The sequence below is a fragment of the Cupriavidus sp. DF5525 genome (assembly GCF_040149425.2).
In the GTDB taxonomy this organism is placed as follows: Bacteria; Pseudomonadota; Gammaproteobacteria; order Burkholderiales; family Burkholderiaceae; genus Cupriavidus; species Cupriavidus pickettii_A.
Map to the genome: position 1 here is coordinate 2825275 of NZ_CP168265.1, position 15759 is coordinate 2841033.

Genomic DNA, 15759 nt, shown 5'->3' on the forward strand with positions numbered 1-15759 from the left:
ATCAGAAGCCGCGAGAAATTGCCACGACGTCATACTTCGCCGCGGCAGTGTTGTAGATCAAGCCGATCCGGTCGAGCGCGCCGCCGGCCGTGGAGAGCGTGATGGACGGTAGGTCCGTGCCGTAGCGCACGTTCGCGCTCCACGTCACGGTGCGCCCGCCGGTCGCGTCCTGCTTGAGTTCGAGCACACACTTTTGCCCGTCGGCGGCACCAGCGAGCGTGATCGTAGGATTCCCGCCCAGCGTGATGCGGATGACGTCAGCATCCGAGAAGTCGGCGGTGATCGTCCCGGCGTAGGTAACGCTCTTGATCTCAGGCACATACGGCTTCGCGCCGGCGAGCGCCGCGGCCGCGATCGCCTCGAGGAGCGCATCGAGGGACTGATAGGTCGCGCCCATCGCGGTCGAGTTCAGTGCAGCATGGAAGTCGAGAGCGGTCGGAAATACGGCAGCTAGCCGCGTGATCGTGCCAAAGGCCGACCCGGTCCACACCACCGAATAGATCGGCTCCACCGAGGTAGTCACCACGTTCGGCTGACCGCCGGCATCTACCTCGATGTAATAAGTTGCGGCTGATTTGCCAGAGAAGCTCAGCGTTGCGGCACTCACCATCTGCAAGACCTTCGAGAAGGAGTTGCGCCAGGTGTAGCCGGGTTGCAGCGTGAGGTTTGACCCACTTGTCGATGTCGCATAGCTCCCATAGCCAATTAAGGCCACGGTGCCAAACATTCCCTCGAATGCAGTGACCGCAGTCGCTGCACTTGAAGCTCCGCCTTGAGTAGCAGCCTGGAGCCCATCGATGGCGCCCTTGATGATGTCGTAGTTGCTATTGTGCTTGGCGATATAGTTGTTATCGCCAGCGGACAGGGATGAGAGTTCGATACTCACTTAGCGAATCTCCTGAAGAACGCCGCCCCGGAAGATCGCCGAGGAACCATAGGGAACAGCGCCATACCCACCGTAAGTAGCTAGTTCGCCATAGGTCAGTGGCCGCCCTTCGATCGTGAGATCGGTGATCGATCCCACCGACAGGTCTTCCAAGTTCACCGTGACAAGGGTGTAGGTGCCGGGCAGCTCCTTTGAGAAGCCGAACACCTCATACTGGCCAGTGGCCGTACGACGCAACCGGCAGGCGTTGCCGGTGTCGGCATAAAGCAGCTCGTCATTGCCGCGTGCGATCGGAACGTTGCGCAGCGGATCCTTCTCTCCGATATCGACGTCGACCGCGTAGATGGTGTTCAGGCCGTCGGTCACCAGCAGCATCGGCCGGGTCAGGATCTTGCCGTCCAGCTCGGCCTTGGCGTCCCGAATCTGCGCCGAAACGAGATTGGTCAGAATGCTCATGCGACAAACCCCTGTAGATCGAGCACCGCTGGCGCGTTACGCGCCAGGTTGCGGGTGTAGTCAGTCACGCAAAACCGGGTACCGTCAGGAAGCTGCAGGATGTCGCCGGGCTCGATTCGTGGATCATCGACAATCGAAGCGCCCCACGACGTGGCACTGCGCGCCCGAAAAGCCAGCTCGCGGACAGCGACTGCCTGCGCGTGCGCCTCGTTCACAATCAGGTCGTTCTCGATGTCTTCGATGTTCTCTGTCCAGATCGAGGCGGCCCCGTTCTTCGCCTCCGTGGTGTTCCGGCCATGCACGAAGTCATATGGAGTACCCCAGACCTCGTAGATACCGGTACCGATGGACGCCATGATCAGCAGCACCACCAACTCGGCCGCGCCGTGGACAACCTTGCCGACCGGCGCCGTCGGCCCGCCAAAAGGCGGCGCGATGTCCGGGAGGGCGCTATAGACCTTCATGGCGAGGATCAAGCCCACCAGCGTTGGCGCCCAAGCCACCGTAGTCAGCAAGATTTCGCCGCTCGTCGTGGTGAGCTGCTTGTACTCCTCGTCACAGACGGGCAACAGGCCGCCGTTGGCGGACTGCTTGATGACCAGACGCGTGTTTTCCGCGCGCTGCGTCGCGTCGTCGGAGAAGGTGATGCTCTTGCGCTGGTGTAACTGAAAGAAGCCCGCCGTGATAGTCGCGTCAGCCAGCTTGGCGTCCTGTTGAGCCACCTTGGTCAACTGCGGGTCCAGCCATTTCAGCCGGACGCTGGAGAGCGCCGGCACCGACCGGCCACCATTGACCGAGACGATGCGGGTTTCGTCGAGGACGATGTCCGCCGCCCGGCCGAGCTCACGGGACTGGGTCACCAGCCGGCCAAGGCCATCGAACCGCGGAGCAAGCCCCAGCGGAAGCAGGATCTGCTCGAGCATATCCCAGGCGGTGAGGTCGGCCAGCTGAGTGTTGCTGTGCATCGTCGTCACCGGAGACTGCGGCAGGCTGATCTCGTCATCGTTCAACCCGAGCGCGCGCCCAATTCGGCGCGCGATCTCTGTCAGGGGCGTTGCCACCGGGAAGAAGTCAGTCACCCGGCGAACGCTGCGCCAAGCCGGCGTCGCGTCCGGGCTGCGGGCGGTCAATGTCAGGCGGCGGGTTCCTCGCTCCAAACGATAGTCGTTCACCGATTCGATGATGCCCAGCCATAGGATCTGGCCGTTCAGCTGCACCTCGATCACCTGGCCGGCCTTCGGCTGGGTTGCACCGTAGAGTTCCGTGTGCCAGGCGAGCGAAGCGGACAGCTCGCGTGGAGACTGCCGCAGCGTTTCAGACACGTAGTCCGACAGGTCGAACGCATCAGTGGCGACACCGACCCGAACGTCACGAATGGACGCCGATGGGTGCAGGATCAGCGCCACCGTGCGGAGCGCATCCTTGTCGACTGGGTACCAGCGCGCGTCCATTACAGCTTCCCCAAGATTCGGAGGCGGAGCTCGACGTCGAAATTCACGTAGCCCGCCTCATTGAAGATGACATGGTTCAGCGTGATCCCCTCCCCGCCGCCGGAAGCCAGCGAGACCATGGCCACCTCGTAACCGTTGCCGTTCACATAGCTCGGGTACCACTTGACACGGGCGACCGCGGGATCCGGTGGATTCGTCCAGTGCGAGACCAGCATGCGCAGCTGGTCTACCGTCATCGAGAGGCCGCCATCGGCGTTCCAGCGCTCCAGCACCTCGACGTCGCGCAGCTTGCCCTGCCAGAGCGTGTTCGCCGCGCCGCCAAGCGTACGGGTGCTGGCCCATGTCGGCGCAATGATCGCGTCGGCGTCCATGTTGGTCCACTGATCCGGCGCCCGCGCATAGTCGTATGTCCCCAGCGTCGGATGGATCAACCTGCCCTTCCCGGAGGCCGCTGCAACGGCCGGCAGAATGACAATTGCCAATTGCTCCGTCGCTGTCGCCGCGTCCCCCACGGAGAAGGTGGCCGAGCTGGTCAAGGTGGTCAAAGCCCGTCCTCCACAGTTGCAGTTGCAGTCGCATTGACAGTGCCGGGAGCGCTGCAGCGGACCTTCGCGATGACGTCCCCGTGCACATCTGAGCCAGCCGGATACTGCGCGATCGAGCCATCGCCGGTGGCGGCAACCTGAACGGATACCCCAGCCACTGGCTCCCCCACATCGCCGACCGTGCGCACAAGCACGGGCACATCGCGCCCTTTGCGCGGCGCCTGGAGCGGTATTGGCGTGGTCAGGTGCACTGCCAGCGGAACCGGGTACCATCCTCGGATCGTCGACAGGCAAGCTCCATCTGCTGCATTCGGGACGGTCTGGAACGCCAGCAGGCGCCGATAGACGCGATCCCACGCAAAATTGACATCCCCGGACGTGGGCGCGGGTGAGCGCAAAGTGTGCAGCACCTCCCCCGTGGTGTAGTCCACCAGGTTCAGCAGCCCTTCTGAGGTGAACACATAGCAGCGCCGCTCATCTTCCGGCAGGATGTCTACAGGGGAGCCCGAGACACTGATTCGCCGGATGAGCGTGCCGGTCGTCAGGTTGTAGACCCCGATCTGCCGCAATCCGGACTCATTGTTGGTGACGAGCACGGCGAGGTTTTGCGGCCGGTCAATCATCGGAATACTGACGAATATGGCGCCGAACTCACTAGGCTCGCGCCGGGTACCGGCAATCTCGGCGAAATTGATGGGATCCACCTCGAAGAATGAGCCGAGGACTGAGACTTGCCACAGCGATCCATCGCGCGCCTGGAAGACGTCAAAGTCGTAGTACGTCGTCGGCGTCGGGCCGCGCCCCATGAATTCCCCGGTGACAGCATTGAACTTCCACCAGAGCCGCTCCCATCCTGGCCAGTAGATACGATTGGTCCAGCCGACAACGTAGATCACCGCGTCGGCCGTCGCGGTCTTCTCCTGCGCAACGAACAGACCATCGACCCTGTTGATCTCCTCGGCATAGATTCGCGGCGGCGTCACCAGATAGCCGTTGTACAGCGCCTGCAGCCCTCCGCCGTTCGGGATGCCGTCCCACTCGGCTGGCAGCCGATACTGGACTGGGCTGGATTGGAATATCTGGCGGAACATTAGAACCTCAGCTCCGCGCCGATAACCGGCGAGCCGCCAGCAGCCATCGGCGCCACATACGTGTTCCACGCCCACCCGTCGCCGTCGGTCATGCTTTGGTCAATGGCCAGGCTCCCAGGCCCCGTCAGCGACCAGTCGACCAGCTCACCCGGACAAGGCTCGCTGTTCGATCCCAGCGCTCTCGCCTTGAGCACGCTTGCCCGTCCCTTGACCAGCGGCGTGACCGCAACCGGGTTCGAAAGCGTGGCTGGCCGTGGTGTGCTGGCGAAGACCTTCAGCTTGTCACTGGCAAGCGCCACGTAGATGTCGTGCCGCGGGCTGTACCAGACGCCGGCGTTTGCTCCAACGTAGACGGCACCTGAAACCTGCCGTTTCTGGACCCAGTCGTAGAAGAGGACAGTTCCATTGCCGAACGCTATGGCGAGGACGTTGGCATCGCGAGTGCGCGAAACCGTCATTGGACCGGAAACATCTCCGGTCAGGCTGGCCTCGTAGGTCCAGCCACCGACGAGCGTCAGCGGCTTGTATCGCACGTTCGTGCCGGACACGTTCAGATACCGGTCTGGTGTCCGCACCTGAGTTCCGGCAACATAATTCGTGACCGCGCTGTCGACGACGATCTCGCCAATGGTTCCGCTGCGCTTGTTGAACTTGTACAGGCGGCTCTCCGTCAGCGACTCATGGATGAGATACTCGCCCGGGTTCTGCAGATCCAAAGTGAAGTTGCTGGAACTCTCCTGAGACGCGCGTCGATATGCCCGCCCATCCAGCTGCACGACAAGCAGAGCGCCAGCGTAAAAGCCGACATCGTCGTCATAGAACGAGTTGCCATAAGTGGGCAGGCCAGCAAGGATCGCTCCGCTCGCGTCCTTGATATCGAAGGGGCCGGCGAGAAGCTCAAGTGCCATGCTGCACCTCGATCACGGCCGCCCCAGCGATCCCAGCCGGGTCATACTTCGCCCACGCACGCCCGCCAGCATCCGTCTGTGGGGCAAACGGCGTCACGACACCAGCCCCGCTGGCAACAGTCCAGGTGACAGCCACGTTGGCCGGTCCCTCGAACACCAGGATGGCCGTTGCGTCGGCGTGCAATGGGTTGGAGAGAATGCGCAGGCTCATCGCGTCGCCGCCATCCGAGCAAGTTCGCTGCCGAGCCAGTCCTGCAGCGTCCAGTGAAGCGCGCTGTCCGGGATCTGCAGCTGGAAGCTGGTCGGCGCCGGCTGCAGATGCGGAGCGCCAGAAGCCGCCGGCGCAGAGACCAGGCCGCCCCCGGCGAACCGCGCCACAGCGCTCGATCGGGCGAAGGACGCCGGGTGAACGCCACTCCGGAATTGCGAGGCTGCCGAGCGTACGGCCGATCCGCCGCGGTTCACCCAATTCAGGAAGCCGACACCGACATCGCGCACGGCAGACGCTCGCACGACGTACTCTTGGTCGGAAAGCAGCGCCGGGATGCTGTCGCTGGTGGTGCTGCCGGGGCCGCGGATGTAGCCGCCGTCGGCCTTCTCCTGCACGCCCAGGAAGCTAAAGAATCCGCCACCACCACCACCACCACCACCACCACTGAACAGGGAGGTGAAGAGCTTCTGGCCAAGCTTCTGCCCAATCGCATTCAGCATTGAGCTGAGCACCCCCTTGGCAAAGTCGCTCACCGCCCGCCCTGCACTCTTCGCCCCGGTGATGACATCGGTGAACAAAGTCCCAAACCCGGAGACCGTCGCGTTCTCGGCGACGTTCTGAAGGTTGATCGTTTCCTTTTGCAGCTCACCAATTTGAGTCTTGGCGTCAGCCGCATTGGTCTTGATCGTGATCGATGGCGAGGAAGCGGCAAGCGCGTCCAACTCGGCGCTCAACCGCTGCAGATCCGGCAGCGCCTGCTCTTTGATAGGGCGGAAGCGCTGTTCTAGCGCCGGGCCCTCAAAGCCTTGGAACTGGATCAGCTGGCCGGCGCGCTGCAAGTTGCCCATGATCTGGTCAATCTGCCCCTTGATCCGCTGGAAGTCAGCCTGGTCGACCTCAAGGCGAATCTTTTGCTCGACCACGGCCGGCGACAGCAGTTCTGGGTTGGCATTTGACATCTCGAGCAGGTCCCGGTTGCGGGCCCGCACGTTCTTCTCGATCTGCTCGCGAGTGAGGGTGCCGGTCGCGGCATCAACCTCGGTCTGAATGCCCGTGGCCTGCGTCTCCAGCAGGCGCTTAGCCCGATCCCGCTCGGTATTGGATTCGCGAATTGCCTGGGTGCGATCTTGCTCCAGCTTGAGGTTGCGGGTGTTCAACTGCTGGATCTCGGTCTCCAGCTTCTTGTTCTGGGTCGCAATCTGCACCCGCTCGTTCGGGTTCTTGGGGTTCTGGCCGCCCAAGCTCCCCTGCTCGGCCTGCAGTTTCTCGATCAGCTTCCGGTTGCGAGACTCTTCGGCATCAATGCCGTCGGTGACGATCTTCAGGCGCTGGTTATAGTAGGCTTGGACACCAACCAGGCTGTCTTTGTAGGCGCGCTCGTTCTCCGCCTGGTCAAACGCCAGTGCGTCCTTTTTGAGCGTCAGCTCCTGATCGAGCGTCGCCTTCAGCTGCTCAAAGTCGGCCTTGGCCGCGGCATTCTGCGTGCCGAGCCCCGAGCCAGCACCCTGCCGGCGCGCCTCGGCAATGGCGTCGTTGCGTGCCTTGGTGACCTCGGCCAGGCGCTTCGGATCGAACTTCGGGTTGTCCTTCTGGAGCTCAGGCGTCTCCGACACGGCCTTGGCGAAAGCGGAGTTGATCTCCTTGATGTCGTCGGCCGCCTTCTGGGACGTGCTGCGGTGCTTCTTGACCAAGTCCGTGAAGTCCTGCAGCGCGCCGCTGTTCTTCAGACCGATCTTGCCGACGGCAGCCTCTTGCTCCTTGGCCTGCTTGTCGACAGCCTGCTGTTGCAGCTGTCCAAGCTCCTCGAGGGCAGCCAACTGCTGCCGCGCCTGGTTCAGCTCTCGATCGCGCGAGCCACGGGAGAGCTTTTCGCCGTTGCTAAGGATGAACGGCCGCATGCCGCTCGGCCCCGGCTGCTGCGCCGCGCCTTCGAGCAACGCGATCCTGTTGCGCAGCGCATCCTGCCCAGCCTTGTTCTCGCCGATATCCCCTGCGCCGAACTTCAGCTCCCGCTTCATGCGGGCAATCTTGTCGCGGGTGGTCTGCACCGACACGTCGATGCCATTGAGCGAGTCCTTCGCCGCGCTGCCGAACGACGCCCAAGCCGCCACGCCGGTGATCAGCAAGGCGACGATCCCGATGGGACCACCCAGCAGGCCGGCGACGCGCGAAAGCACGCCGGCGACACCGGCCGGCCCCATGGCAGTCGCAAGGGCTGCTTGGGCCGCTGCGTGCGCCGACGCTGCTGCCGCAGCACGCTGCTGAGCAGGCACCAGCACCGTCTCAGCCAGAGCCAGCCGCTGGACGCCGGCAGCCGCCGCCACCGTGGCTTGAGCCTCGGCGAGCAGCAGGCCGGTGTGGATCCGAACGGCGTCAGCATGCGCCACCTTCGCCCGCAGATCCGCCAGCGTGGCGGCGGTAGCCGCGCGAGTCGCGGCATCACCGCCGAGCGTCGCACTGGTCGCCGCGGTGATGGCGCCGGCAACGCCCTCCAGCACCCCGCGCACCACCTGGAACACCTTCAGCGCGACGTATGCCTGCCCAAGCGCAACCACGGCCTCGCGATGCTCGAGCAGGAAGCCAGCCACCCGGCGCAGACCCTGCCCGAGGTCGACCAGACCCTCCGCAAAGCTGCGCATCGTCTGCACAGTCTGCGGATTGAGCTGGATCGACTTGACCTTGTCACCCTCGCGCTCGATCGTGACGAAGGCGTCGGCAGCTTCGCCCAGCCCTTCTTTGATGGCATCGAACAGCGGCTTGAAGCCCTCGGCCGCCGCCCGCGTCGCCCCCTCCTTCAGGCTGGAAAGCCGGCCATCGAAGGCGTCACCGAAGCGCGCGGACGCGGCCTCGAAGCCCTGCATCCGGTCCATCAGGAACTTGAACAGGCCTTCGCTCGAAGCCTTGGCGCGCTTGATGTCCTCGTCCTTGATGCCCAGCGCGGTGGCCAGGGTGGAGCCCGACGGCGTGATGCCGCCCTGCACCAGATCCCGCAGCTCCTGAATCACCTGGTTCGAATTCAGACCGAGGGACTTGACTGCGTTGACACCGGTCACGGTCAACTGCCGCACCTGCTCGAGCGTCAGTTTGGCGGCCAGCGCCGGGCCAAGGATCGCCTGGAAAGCGCGAACGAGTTCCTCGCTGTTGGCGGCGGTGGCCAGTGCGTCGTTGTTCAGGTCGGCGATGATCTTGCGCGAGATGCCCAGAGCCTGGTTCAGGCTGACAGCCTTGCCGTCGATCGTGATCATCGAGGAGAGGATGCCGGCCATGCCGAGCTCGGCCGTCTCCATGCTGGCAGAGAACTTGATGCCCGCTTCTGGCAGGCCAGTCAAAGCGGCTTTCACGGCCTGCAACGCCTGACCGATGATGAAGATTCCGGCAGCAACAGTGCCGATGGTCTTCAGGCCAGCCACGCTCTGGCCGATCGACCGTACCTCGTCGCCCACCTTCGCCAGCTCACCAGCGGTGGAGCGCGCTGTCGTCTGGACGCCCTGCAGGCCTGACTGAACGCCGGAGAGATTCTTGCCCGACTCGTCGGTCTTCTTCAGCGCCGAAGCAAAGTCGCGCAGAGCGGCCAGAGCCCGCTCGTTCGCGAGATTGATCCGGTAGCTGATTTCACGTTCGGTCATGGGCGTCTAAGTGGTGCGCTGAATGCCTTCCAGAGTTGTTTCCAGCCCTTCTCGTCGGCCTGGCCGCCACGTGCGATCAGGAGTTGCTCCCGACTACGCTCCTGCCCCTGCCGGGCTATTGCATCCGAGAAGCCCCTCAGCTGGGCCATGGTGTAGCCCAGCACTTCGCTCAGACTGTGGCCGGCCCCGACGAGCTGTTGGGCGATGTCGAACCACCCGGGAGCATCGCCTGAAGCTGGCTGGCTACTGGCTTCAGACGTTGCTCGAAAAAATCTCGGTTCACACTAAGCACGTCCGCGAACAGATTGACCGGCACGTCCAGCTCCTGCTCGTCCAGCCAGTCCCGCTCCACGCGCGCACCAATGCAGATGACAGTCAGCAAAGCCTCCGCATGCCGCGTGAACAGGTGCACGATGTCGCCAGCCACCATTGCATCCGGCAGCACGCCGATTTCGGCGAAGACGGGCTCCAGAGCGGAGAGCATGGGGCCGAATTCCTTCACCTTGAGGGGGGTAATCCGAACCTGACGCTCGCCGAAGCCGCTCTCGATCGAGGGGCCGCCGGCGAGTTGCGTCAGTTCGGCAACGGGTGCGGGGGTGCTCATGGATTACGTCAGCTGGACCAGGCGCCCGAACTGGCCGTAGTCGCTGGCCGCGGTCTTGGTTTGGTCGCTCAAGCACGACCCGGCCAGCTCAAACGTGTTGAGGTCGTCGCTGATCATCGAGAAATCCTTGGCCGGATCCAGGCGCACACGATAGATGTCGAGCACCACCTTCGGGAAGCCGGACACCGCCGTGTTCAGGCCGACGAAGCGCAGCCAGTACTCGACATTTGCCGCGGTGTACATCTTCACGCGAGTGAGGGCCGCCTTGGTGTAGTCGGCCTTCAGCGGAAGCGTGTACGGCCCGCCGGTCGTGGCGTCCAGTATCTCGATCTGGCCCGCTTTGGGGTCAAGTTCGTAGTTGGTACCGGCCGCCAGCGTCTTCGGGGTACCAGAGCTGTCCTTGATCGTCACCGCCGAGAGGTCTTGTCCACCCAGGATGAACACATTGCCGACGGCGAGCGAGCCGGTCGTGGGAGAAATGATCTCGTTCGTGGGAGACCCTGCCGACTGCGCCACCGAATCGCCCTGCGTGAGCAGTTGGATGTTCTCGGTGCTGATCTGGCGCAGCGAGGTCTTCATGCTCATCTTGAGCTCGCGCGTGATGCGCACGACGGTCTGGCGGTTGCCGGAGTAGTTCTCCTTGGCCTCCAGTACATCGGGTTCCGCCGAAAACGAGAAGTCTGCGGAATCGCCGACCCAGCGCATTGCCTTCGGATTGCCTGCGGTGTCGCGCTGGCCGAAGTACAGTTTCCCCTGCCCCGAAAAATAGTCCATCATGCTCTCCAGTTGTGGCCGTTACGGGGCCGTGGGTTTTTCCAGATATTCAACAGCGCCCAGCACCTGAGCGCACACAGTCTTCGAGCCGGCGGCACGCGGCATCGCGCGATCCCCTACGATGCGCAGGTTCATGACCAGTCCATCCAGCCCGCCATCCTTGAACACCGCACGCTTGATGTCGGCAATCAGCGCATGGGCTTTCACGAGCGGGTTGTCCGGGTCGCACGCATCAAAGGCCTCGATCACGAACGAGCGCACCCAGGTATTGGTTCCGGCATGCGGCCGCATATCGCTCTTGTTCTCGCCCGAGCCGTCATGCAACGAGACCAGCGGAACAGGATCCTGCTCATCGTTGCCGAACTCCCGGCCGAGATAGACCCGCGCGCCGATGTCCGTTTGATAGCCGCCTGCCACGCGAATCGTCGCGAGCCGCTCTTTGATGGCCTGGAGGATTTCAAGCGCCTGGCTCATGCCTTGGTCACCCAGTAAGCGGCAACAAAAGTGTCATCCTCGTCGCGCTCGTCGACGGTGTATGTCACCGCAGCGAGTGCACCGAGTTCCTCGGGGGTATAGCTGGCACTGTCATAGACGATGGTCGCGCCGCGGGCCAGAGTCGCGATATCCGAGCGCAGCACGGTAATGCGGGTGCCAATCTCGGTGCGATCGCCGTACTCCCCTGCGGTGCGCGGCAGGCGCTCGACCACGGCGTCGAAGACGTCTGCGCCTGAGCGCAGTCGCGCATTCGCGAGGCGGCGAAGCACCGCCCCGGAAACGCGCTGGTCGAAGGAATGCGGCGCGACCATTTCTTGCCAGCCCGTCAGGTTGCCACCGGCAGGTACGCGCCGAGCTTGATCTTGACGGTCGCGCTCGGGTTCGCCGCAGCTTCGACTGCCACACCCACACATTGCTGTGCTGTGGAGGTCTTGTTGACCACCTTGTTGGTCGCATCCCAGAACACGCGGTCACCCACGCTGATGGCCAAGGCCGAGGTTTTGGCGATCTCGACCACACCCTCCGTGCGGAACTCGTTCGCCACACCGTTCTTGGCGTCGTTGACTGCGACACCGAACAGGCCAGCACCGAATAGGTACCCGGTACCGGCCGCCACATCGGCGGCGGGGGCCAGCGTCAAGGTCTCGCCGTACTGAATGAAGTTCTTCATGATCCGATCCTTTCGAAGTCAGTGGGTGGAATCGGCCGGTTACGCGCCAGCGTTCTTGTGCGCGCCGCGGTAGTCGATACCCGCCACGCCGAAATCGATGCGGACCTTGTAGCGGGCGCCGTCCACGTCGAAGCCGTTCTGCAGCTCCAGATACGGATCCTGCGCGCCGTCCAGGAAGGCAACCTCCATCGCCGGAGCTTCCGCCGGATCGGCGAAGAAGTACCAGGCCGTGCCAGACAGGCGCGGGGTATCGACGATGTCGCGCACCAGGCCGCGCACCAGGTTCGGCTTCTGCAGCTTGTTGGCGGTGTCCGGGTCGTACTGCGCGTCGTTGGTCACGCGCGCGGTACCGCCGATGCCAATCGGGCCCAGCCAGATCGCGGGGCGCAGGTCGAGATAGTCGTTGCCGCCGACATCCTTCTGCTGCGCCATCTGCACGCGGCCGGCCTCGAAGGAGGCCACTGCCGGCGCCGCCGCGGTGCCAGCGATGTTTCCGTGGTTGGCATGGAACAGTGCCAGACCGTCTTCCAGAGTCGGGCCAGCGCCGGAGTTTTCAGCCAGACGGGCATACACGGCCGCCTCGATGGTGCGCTTGGCGGCGCGGCCAAGCATGCTGGCAAGACCGATGAACGCGCCCAGATCATCATTGATGATCATCTGGCGGCTCAGGTTGATGATGTTCCCGCGGGTGCCGGCCGTGATGGAGGCCTTCTCGCCATCCGGGATGGTCTTGTTCTTGAACTCGCCGAGTTCGTTCAGCACGTCCAGGTTGCCGAGGCTGCCGACACGGTAGCGCGGATGTGCGCGGAAGTCCGACACGCTGCCGATCGAGCAGAAGCGGCTCCAGGTATCCGGAGCGAGCGCGTAGGCCTGCTGGAGCGTCTTGTGCATGGTGTTTTCCAGCAGGACCGGGAAGTCGCTGGTCGACTGCGTGAAGGCAGCCGCCACGATTTCCATTTGACCCATGCCGTCCACCTTGACACCGGCGCGCACCAGGCAAGCCCGCGCCAGATCCAGCAGTTTGTATCCCCTGAGGGGGTTGGCGGCGCTCACACGCATCGGCGCGCCCTTGTCGTCGCGTGCGGCGGCACGCGCCAGGATCGCCTCGGTGGCTGCAGCACGGAACTTGTCGCGCTCGTCCTCGACGGTCACGATGTTGCCGGCGACCGGCGTGCCTTCCTTGCCGAGGTGGGCCAGCAGCTTTTCCCGCGCGCCCTGCACGCTGCATTGGGTGTCGGCCTCGCAGGCAGCCATCAGATCGGCGACGCCTTCGCGGGCGCCGAAGCTGGCAAAGGCCGCGCGGATATCGGTGCGGCGCTGGGCCTCGGCTTGCACGCCGCGCGCAACGGCTTCGGCCTGAGCGGCTTGGGCCGCGGGATCGACCGGTGCAGCGGCCGCCGGGTTCGGATGAGGCATGTGCTTCTCCTTCAAGTTGAAAGCGGCTGCCGCCGCCGGGATGGCGCGGAAGCGAGAAAGGTCGTGGGACGCGGCAATCGGCATCGCCGTAGTGACCGAATCGATGAATTTCTCGGCCAGCGCCTGCTCGGCCGTGTAGTAGTGGTCGACGCCATCAGTCAGCAACGCCAGCATCTCGTCCACTGGCCGGCCTGTTTTGGCGGCGTAGCTTGTCGACATGACCCCTGCCCAAGTGTCGAGGTAGTCGGCTACCCCGCGCAGGGCGACTGCATTGCCACTAGCATTGACCCAAGGAGCATGGATCATCAGCACGGCGTTCTCCGCCATTTCCACCCTGTCGCCAGACATGGCAATCAGGCTGGAAATGCTCATGGCTACACCTTCAATGCTAGTAGTGACCCATGCCCGGTGGCGCTTAATGGCGTTGTGGATGGCAATCCCGTCGGACACTGAACCGCCAAAGCTGTTGATGCGAACGGTCAACTCGTCAACATCAAGGGCCGCCACTTCCTTGACAAAGTCGGCAGCCGTCACGGACTCACCCCACCACGATTCCCCAATATCGCCGTAGATGAAGATCTCGGCGGAGGTGGCAGCGCTGCCGCCGGCCGCGACGGCCGCCGCGGCGGCTGCCGACACTGCCCGGGCGCGAATGCTGTACCACTTCTGGGAAGACTTGCTCATTGCCGTGACCTGTGCATTGGTATGCAGCAAGTGTGGCAAAAAGAGATTCCGGTTTTTAGGGGTAAAACCGGAATATTTTCACCGACGACATGAAGCAGCGCGTCAGGAGGACGACACGCCGGCGCGGGAACGCGTGCGACCTGGTTGAGTGGGCTCCGGCGGAGCATCGGCCAAAGCCGTGGCACCTTCCTTCGTGTTGGCGAAATCCGAGGCCAGCACCAGCCCCTTGTCGGCTGCTTCCTTCCTGAACTTTGTGATGTTTTCCAGCACGTCGTACGGGTTGACGCCGCGCTTGCGCATGACCTCGACCTCGGATGCGAAACCGCATTGCACCAGCAGCTGCCAGGCGAGCGCTTCCTTCATTGGGTCGATCCATGGCATGGCCTGGCCCACGAACATTGCATCGTCAGCCAGATCTGGCGCCACATCCTTCGGCCGCGGCACAACTCCGGACAGGTCGGCGATCGCGACGAAAGCCTCCCATACGGGCTGAACGAACATGCCAGTGAACTCGTCGGTCAGCACAGCATAGTTGACCCACTGCTCCACCAGTTCCTGCCGCTGAGAGGAATAGGTGCCGTCATAGTCCCGGCTGATACTCGAGTAGCTGGCGCCAATGCCGGCTGATGCCGCGCGAAGCTGGCCCTGCCGGAAGGTGAGGACGTTTGGATTCGGCCGCTTGGTGTCGACCAAGCCGATTTCCTCGCCCACCTGCAGGCCGTCGATGATGGTCCCGGGGTCAAAGGCGATCTCGCGCGGAATAGGGTTGCCCTGCTCGTCCCGCTGGATGCTGTCCGAGTTGAACCCATCCGGCGAAAGCTTCTTGATATAGGCGGTCAGCCGAGCGGCAAGCTTGGCAGCCACCCGCTCGCTCTCCTCATAGTCCTTGATGTCCTCGATCCGGGTGATCACGCTAGCGAACTCGGAAACGCCGCGGAGCTGGCCAATGCGGTCGATGGCCGCCACTTGCAGCATATTCTCTGCGGGGATTCGCTTGACGTCCGAGCCGCGCGCGAGGAAGGCGTTGTCTCCCGGGAAGCTCTTGTAGACGTAGTAACCAGTACGGCGGCCCCAGGCATTGCGCTGGATGCCCTGCCGGATATTGGCGGCCGGGTCCTCATAGTCCATTGGAACCATATCGGGCTCGAAGAGCTCAAGCGAGAACGGTACCTTGCTGCCGTGCTGGAGGAACGGCACCGTGCCGCGCAGCAACTGAGAGAATGCCTCGCCATCTCGAAACCAGGTCTTGGCAACCAACCGCTGGACCTTGGCCCAGTGGTGCTCCTGCGTGACTTCCGGCAGCTTCTGCCAGTCTCGCCAAGCTGCGCGCAAGTCAGCGGCATACTTCTCGTGGATGGTGCCATCGGGCCGTCGCGGCTGCGGCTCTACCCCGATTCCACCAGGCCCAACGACGTTATTCACCAGCGTGCGCAGCATTCCGCGCGAGATATCATGGTTCCGCTCGAGGTGACGTGCCTGCGCGCGCAGCCAGATCGCACCTTGCCGCACAAGTTGGTCCGGCGATGCCTGATTGCGATGGAACTTCCTCAGCCGACTGGGCTGCGCCGCTTCGTAGCTCGCCTGGAGAGCCGCGCGGTCAAATAGGCGGCGGCGCCCGGCCGTTGGATCGAAGAACGCAACAATCTGGTCGATCAGGTTCATGGTCAGCGGTCCAATCTGGCATTGAGAAAACGGATGCCGCCGGAACCTGACACGCCGGCGGCCTGCGCCTGCTCGTTGGCGACGCGAGCCTCCCATTCCTGCCGCCCCTTCCGAATTTCGGATAGGTCCTCCATGCGCAGCACACGGTCGCCCAAGCGGGCTTCCTTGCCTTCGAGAATGGCCTGCTCGGCGGCCAAGTACTTCGCGAGCATGTCAGTGGCGGTCGTCATGGCGTCCAATCTATGGGAAAGTGAGTCCGGTTTTTAGGGGAAAAAGCGGA

16 protein-coding genes are annotated in these 15759 nt (G+C 63.6%); all 16 read right to left on the reverse strand.

What is annotated here, in order from left to right; translation table 11 throughout:
* Nucleotide 1: 1 nt before the first annotated feature.
* Nucleotides 2-886 (reverse strand): hypothetical protein, encoded by an 885-nt coding sequence (locus ABNX08_RS13195; RefSeq protein WP_349609158.1) that lies wholly within the window; start codon nt 884-886, stop codon nt 2-4.
* Complete coding sequence (locus ABNX08_RS13200; protein WP_349609156.1) at nt 887-1342, reverse strand: hypothetical protein; 456 nt, start codon at nt 1340-1342, stop codon at nt 887-889.
* Entirely contained in the window at nt 1339-2793 is a 1455-nt protein-coding gene (locus ABNX08_RS13205; protein WP_349609154.1) for a hypothetical protein, read from the reverse strand. Before ABNX08_RS13205 ends, ABNX08_RS13200 begins: the two co-directional genes overlap by 4 nt.
* Nucleotides 2793-3338, reverse strand: a complete 546-nt coding sequence (locus tag ABNX08_RS13210) for a hypothetical protein (RefSeq protein WP_349609152.1) — start codon at nt 3336-3338, stop codon at nt 2793-2795. The genes ABNX08_RS13205 and ABNX08_RS13210 overlap by 1 nt, the downstream gene beginning before the upstream one ends.
* On the reverse strand, nt 3335-4429 hold the full coding sequence (locus tag ABNX08_RS13215) for a hypothetical protein (protein WP_349609150.1): 1095 nt from the start codon (nt 4427-4429) through the stop codon (nt 3335-3337). The genes ABNX08_RS13210 and ABNX08_RS13215 overlap by 4 nt, the downstream gene beginning before the upstream one ends.
* Nucleotides 4429-5337: a hypothetical protein gene (locus tag ABNX08_RS13220; RefSeq protein ID WP_349609148.1), complete on the reverse strand. Its 909-nt coding sequence runs from the start codon at nt 5335-5337 to the stop codon at nt 4429-4431. Before ABNX08_RS13220 ends, ABNX08_RS13215 begins: the two co-directional genes overlap by 1 nt.
* On the reverse strand, nt 5327-5548 hold the full coding sequence (locus ABNX08_RS13225; RefSeq protein WP_349609146.1) for a hypothetical protein: 222 nt from the start codon (nt 5546-5548) through the stop codon (nt 5327-5329). Before ABNX08_RS13225 ends, ABNX08_RS13220 begins: the two co-directional genes overlap by 11 nt.
* On the reverse strand, nt 5545-9174 hold the full coding sequence (locus ABNX08_RS13230) for a hypothetical protein (RefSeq protein WP_349609144.1): 3630 nt from the start codon (nt 9172-9174) through the stop codon (nt 5545-5547). The genes ABNX08_RS13225 and ABNX08_RS13230 overlap by 4 nt, the downstream gene beginning before the upstream one ends.
* Nucleotides 9175-9343: 169 nt before the next feature.
* Nucleotides 9344-9778, reverse strand: coding sequence for a hypothetical protein (locus ABNX08_RS13235; protein ID WP_349609142.1), 435 nt, complete (start codon nt 9776-9778; stop codon nt 9344-9346).
* A 3-nt stretch (nt 9779-9781) separates the two neighbouring features.
* Nucleotides 9782-10555 (reverse strand): hypothetical protein, encoded by a 774-nt coding sequence (locus tag ABNX08_RS13240; RefSeq protein WP_374063607.1) that lies wholly within the window; start codon nt 10553-10555, stop codon nt 9782-9784.
* An 18-nt stretch (nt 10556-10573) separates the two neighbouring features.
* Nucleotides 10574-11026: a hypothetical protein gene (locus ABNX08_RS13245; RefSeq protein WP_349609138.1), complete on the reverse strand. Its 453-nt coding sequence runs from the start codon at nt 11024-11026 to the stop codon at nt 10574-10576.
* Nucleotides 11023-11358, reverse strand: a complete 336-nt coding sequence (locus ABNX08_RS13250; protein WP_349609136.1) for a hypothetical protein — start codon at nt 11356-11358, stop codon at nt 11023-11025. Before ABNX08_RS13250 ends, ABNX08_RS13245 begins: the two co-directional genes overlap by 4 nt.
* 14 nt (nt 11359-11372) lie before the next feature.
* A complete protein-coding gene (locus ABNX08_RS13255) occupies nt 11373-11717 on the reverse strand; it encodes a DUF2190 family protein (RefSeq protein WP_349609134.1) in 345 nt (114 codons plus the stop codon).
* A 39-nt stretch (nt 11718-11756) separates the two neighbouring features.
* On the reverse strand, nt 11757-13817 hold the full coding sequence (locus ABNX08_RS13260; RefSeq protein WP_349609132.1) for a ClpP-like prohead protease/major capsid protein fusion protein: 2061 nt from the start codon (nt 13815-13817) through the stop codon (nt 11757-11759).
* Nucleotides 13818-13919: 102 nt separating this feature from the next.
* The gene (locus ABNX08_RS13265) at nt 13920-15479 is read right to left on the reverse strand and encodes a phage portal protein (protein WP_349609130.1); all 1560 of its coding nucleotides are present in this window, start codon (nt 15477-15479) and stop codon (nt 13920-13922) included.
* A 2-nt stretch (nt 15480-15481) separates the two neighbouring features.
* Nucleotides 15482-15709: a hypothetical protein gene (locus tag ABNX08_RS13270; RefSeq protein ID WP_349609128.1), complete on the reverse strand. Its 228-nt coding sequence runs from the start codon at nt 15707-15709 to the stop codon at nt 15482-15484.
* Nucleotides 15710-15759 lie beyond the last annotated feature (50 nt).

Bases quoted from the DNA above. Each gene is read 5' to 3' on its own strand.
- ABNX08_RS13200 (WP_349609156.1), bottom strand. From the start codon at position 1,342: ATGAGCATTCTGACCAATCTCGTTTCGGCGCAGATTCGGGACGCCAAG.
- ABNX08_RS13205 (WP_349609154.1), bottom strand. From the start codon at position 2,793: ATGGACGCGCGCTGGTACCCAGTCGACAAGGATGCGCTCCGCACGGTG.
- ABNX08_RS13215 (WP_349609150.1), bottom strand. From the start codon at position 4,429: ATGTTCCGCCAGATATTCCAATCCAGCCCAGTCCAGTATCGGCTGCCA.
- ABNX08_RS13220 (WP_349609148.1), bottom strand. From the start codon at position 5,337: ATGGCACTTGAGCTTCTCGCCGGCCCCTTCGATATCAAGGACGCGAGC.
- ABNX08_RS13225 (WP_349609146.1), bottom strand. From the start codon at position 5,548: ATGAGCCTGCGCATTCTCTCCAACCCATTGCACGCCGACGCAACGGCC.
- ABNX08_RS13230 (WP_349609144.1), bottom strand. From the start codon at position 9,174: ATGACCGAACGTGAAATCAGCTACCGGATCAATCTCGCGAACGAGCGG.
- ABNX08_RS13235 (WP_349609142.1), bottom strand. From the start codon at position 9,778: ATGAGCACCCCCGCACCCGTTGCCGAACTGACGCAACTCGCCGGCGGC.
- ABNX08_RS13240 (WP_374063607.1), bottom strand. From the start codon at position 10,555: ATGATGGACTATTTTTCGGGGCAGGGGAAACTGTACTTCGGCCAGCGC.
- ABNX08_RS13245 (WP_349609138.1), bottom strand. From the start codon at position 11,026: ATGAGCCAGGCGCTTGAAATCCTCCAGGCCATCAAAGAGCGGCTCGCG.
- ABNX08_RS13250 (WP_349609136.1), bottom strand. From the start codon at position 11,358: ATGGTCGCGCCGCATTCCTTCGACCAGCGCGTTTCCGGGGCGGTGCTT.
- ABNX08_RS13255 (WP_349609134.1), bottom strand. From the start codon at position 11,717: ATGAAGAACTTCATTCAGTACGGCGAGACCTTGACGCTGGCCCCCGCC.
- ABNX08_RS13260 (WP_349609132.1), bottom strand. From the start codon at position 13,817: ATGAGCAAGTCTTCCCAGAAGTGGTACAGCATTCGCGCCCGGGCAGTG.
- ABNX08_RS13265 (WP_349609130.1), bottom strand. From the start codon at position 15,479: ATGAACCTGATCGACCAGATTGTTGCGTTCTTCGATCCAACGGCCGGG.
- ABNX08_RS13270 (WP_349609128.1), bottom strand. From the start codon at position 15,709: ATGACGACCGCCACTGACATGCTCGCGAAGTACTTGGCCGCCGAGCAG.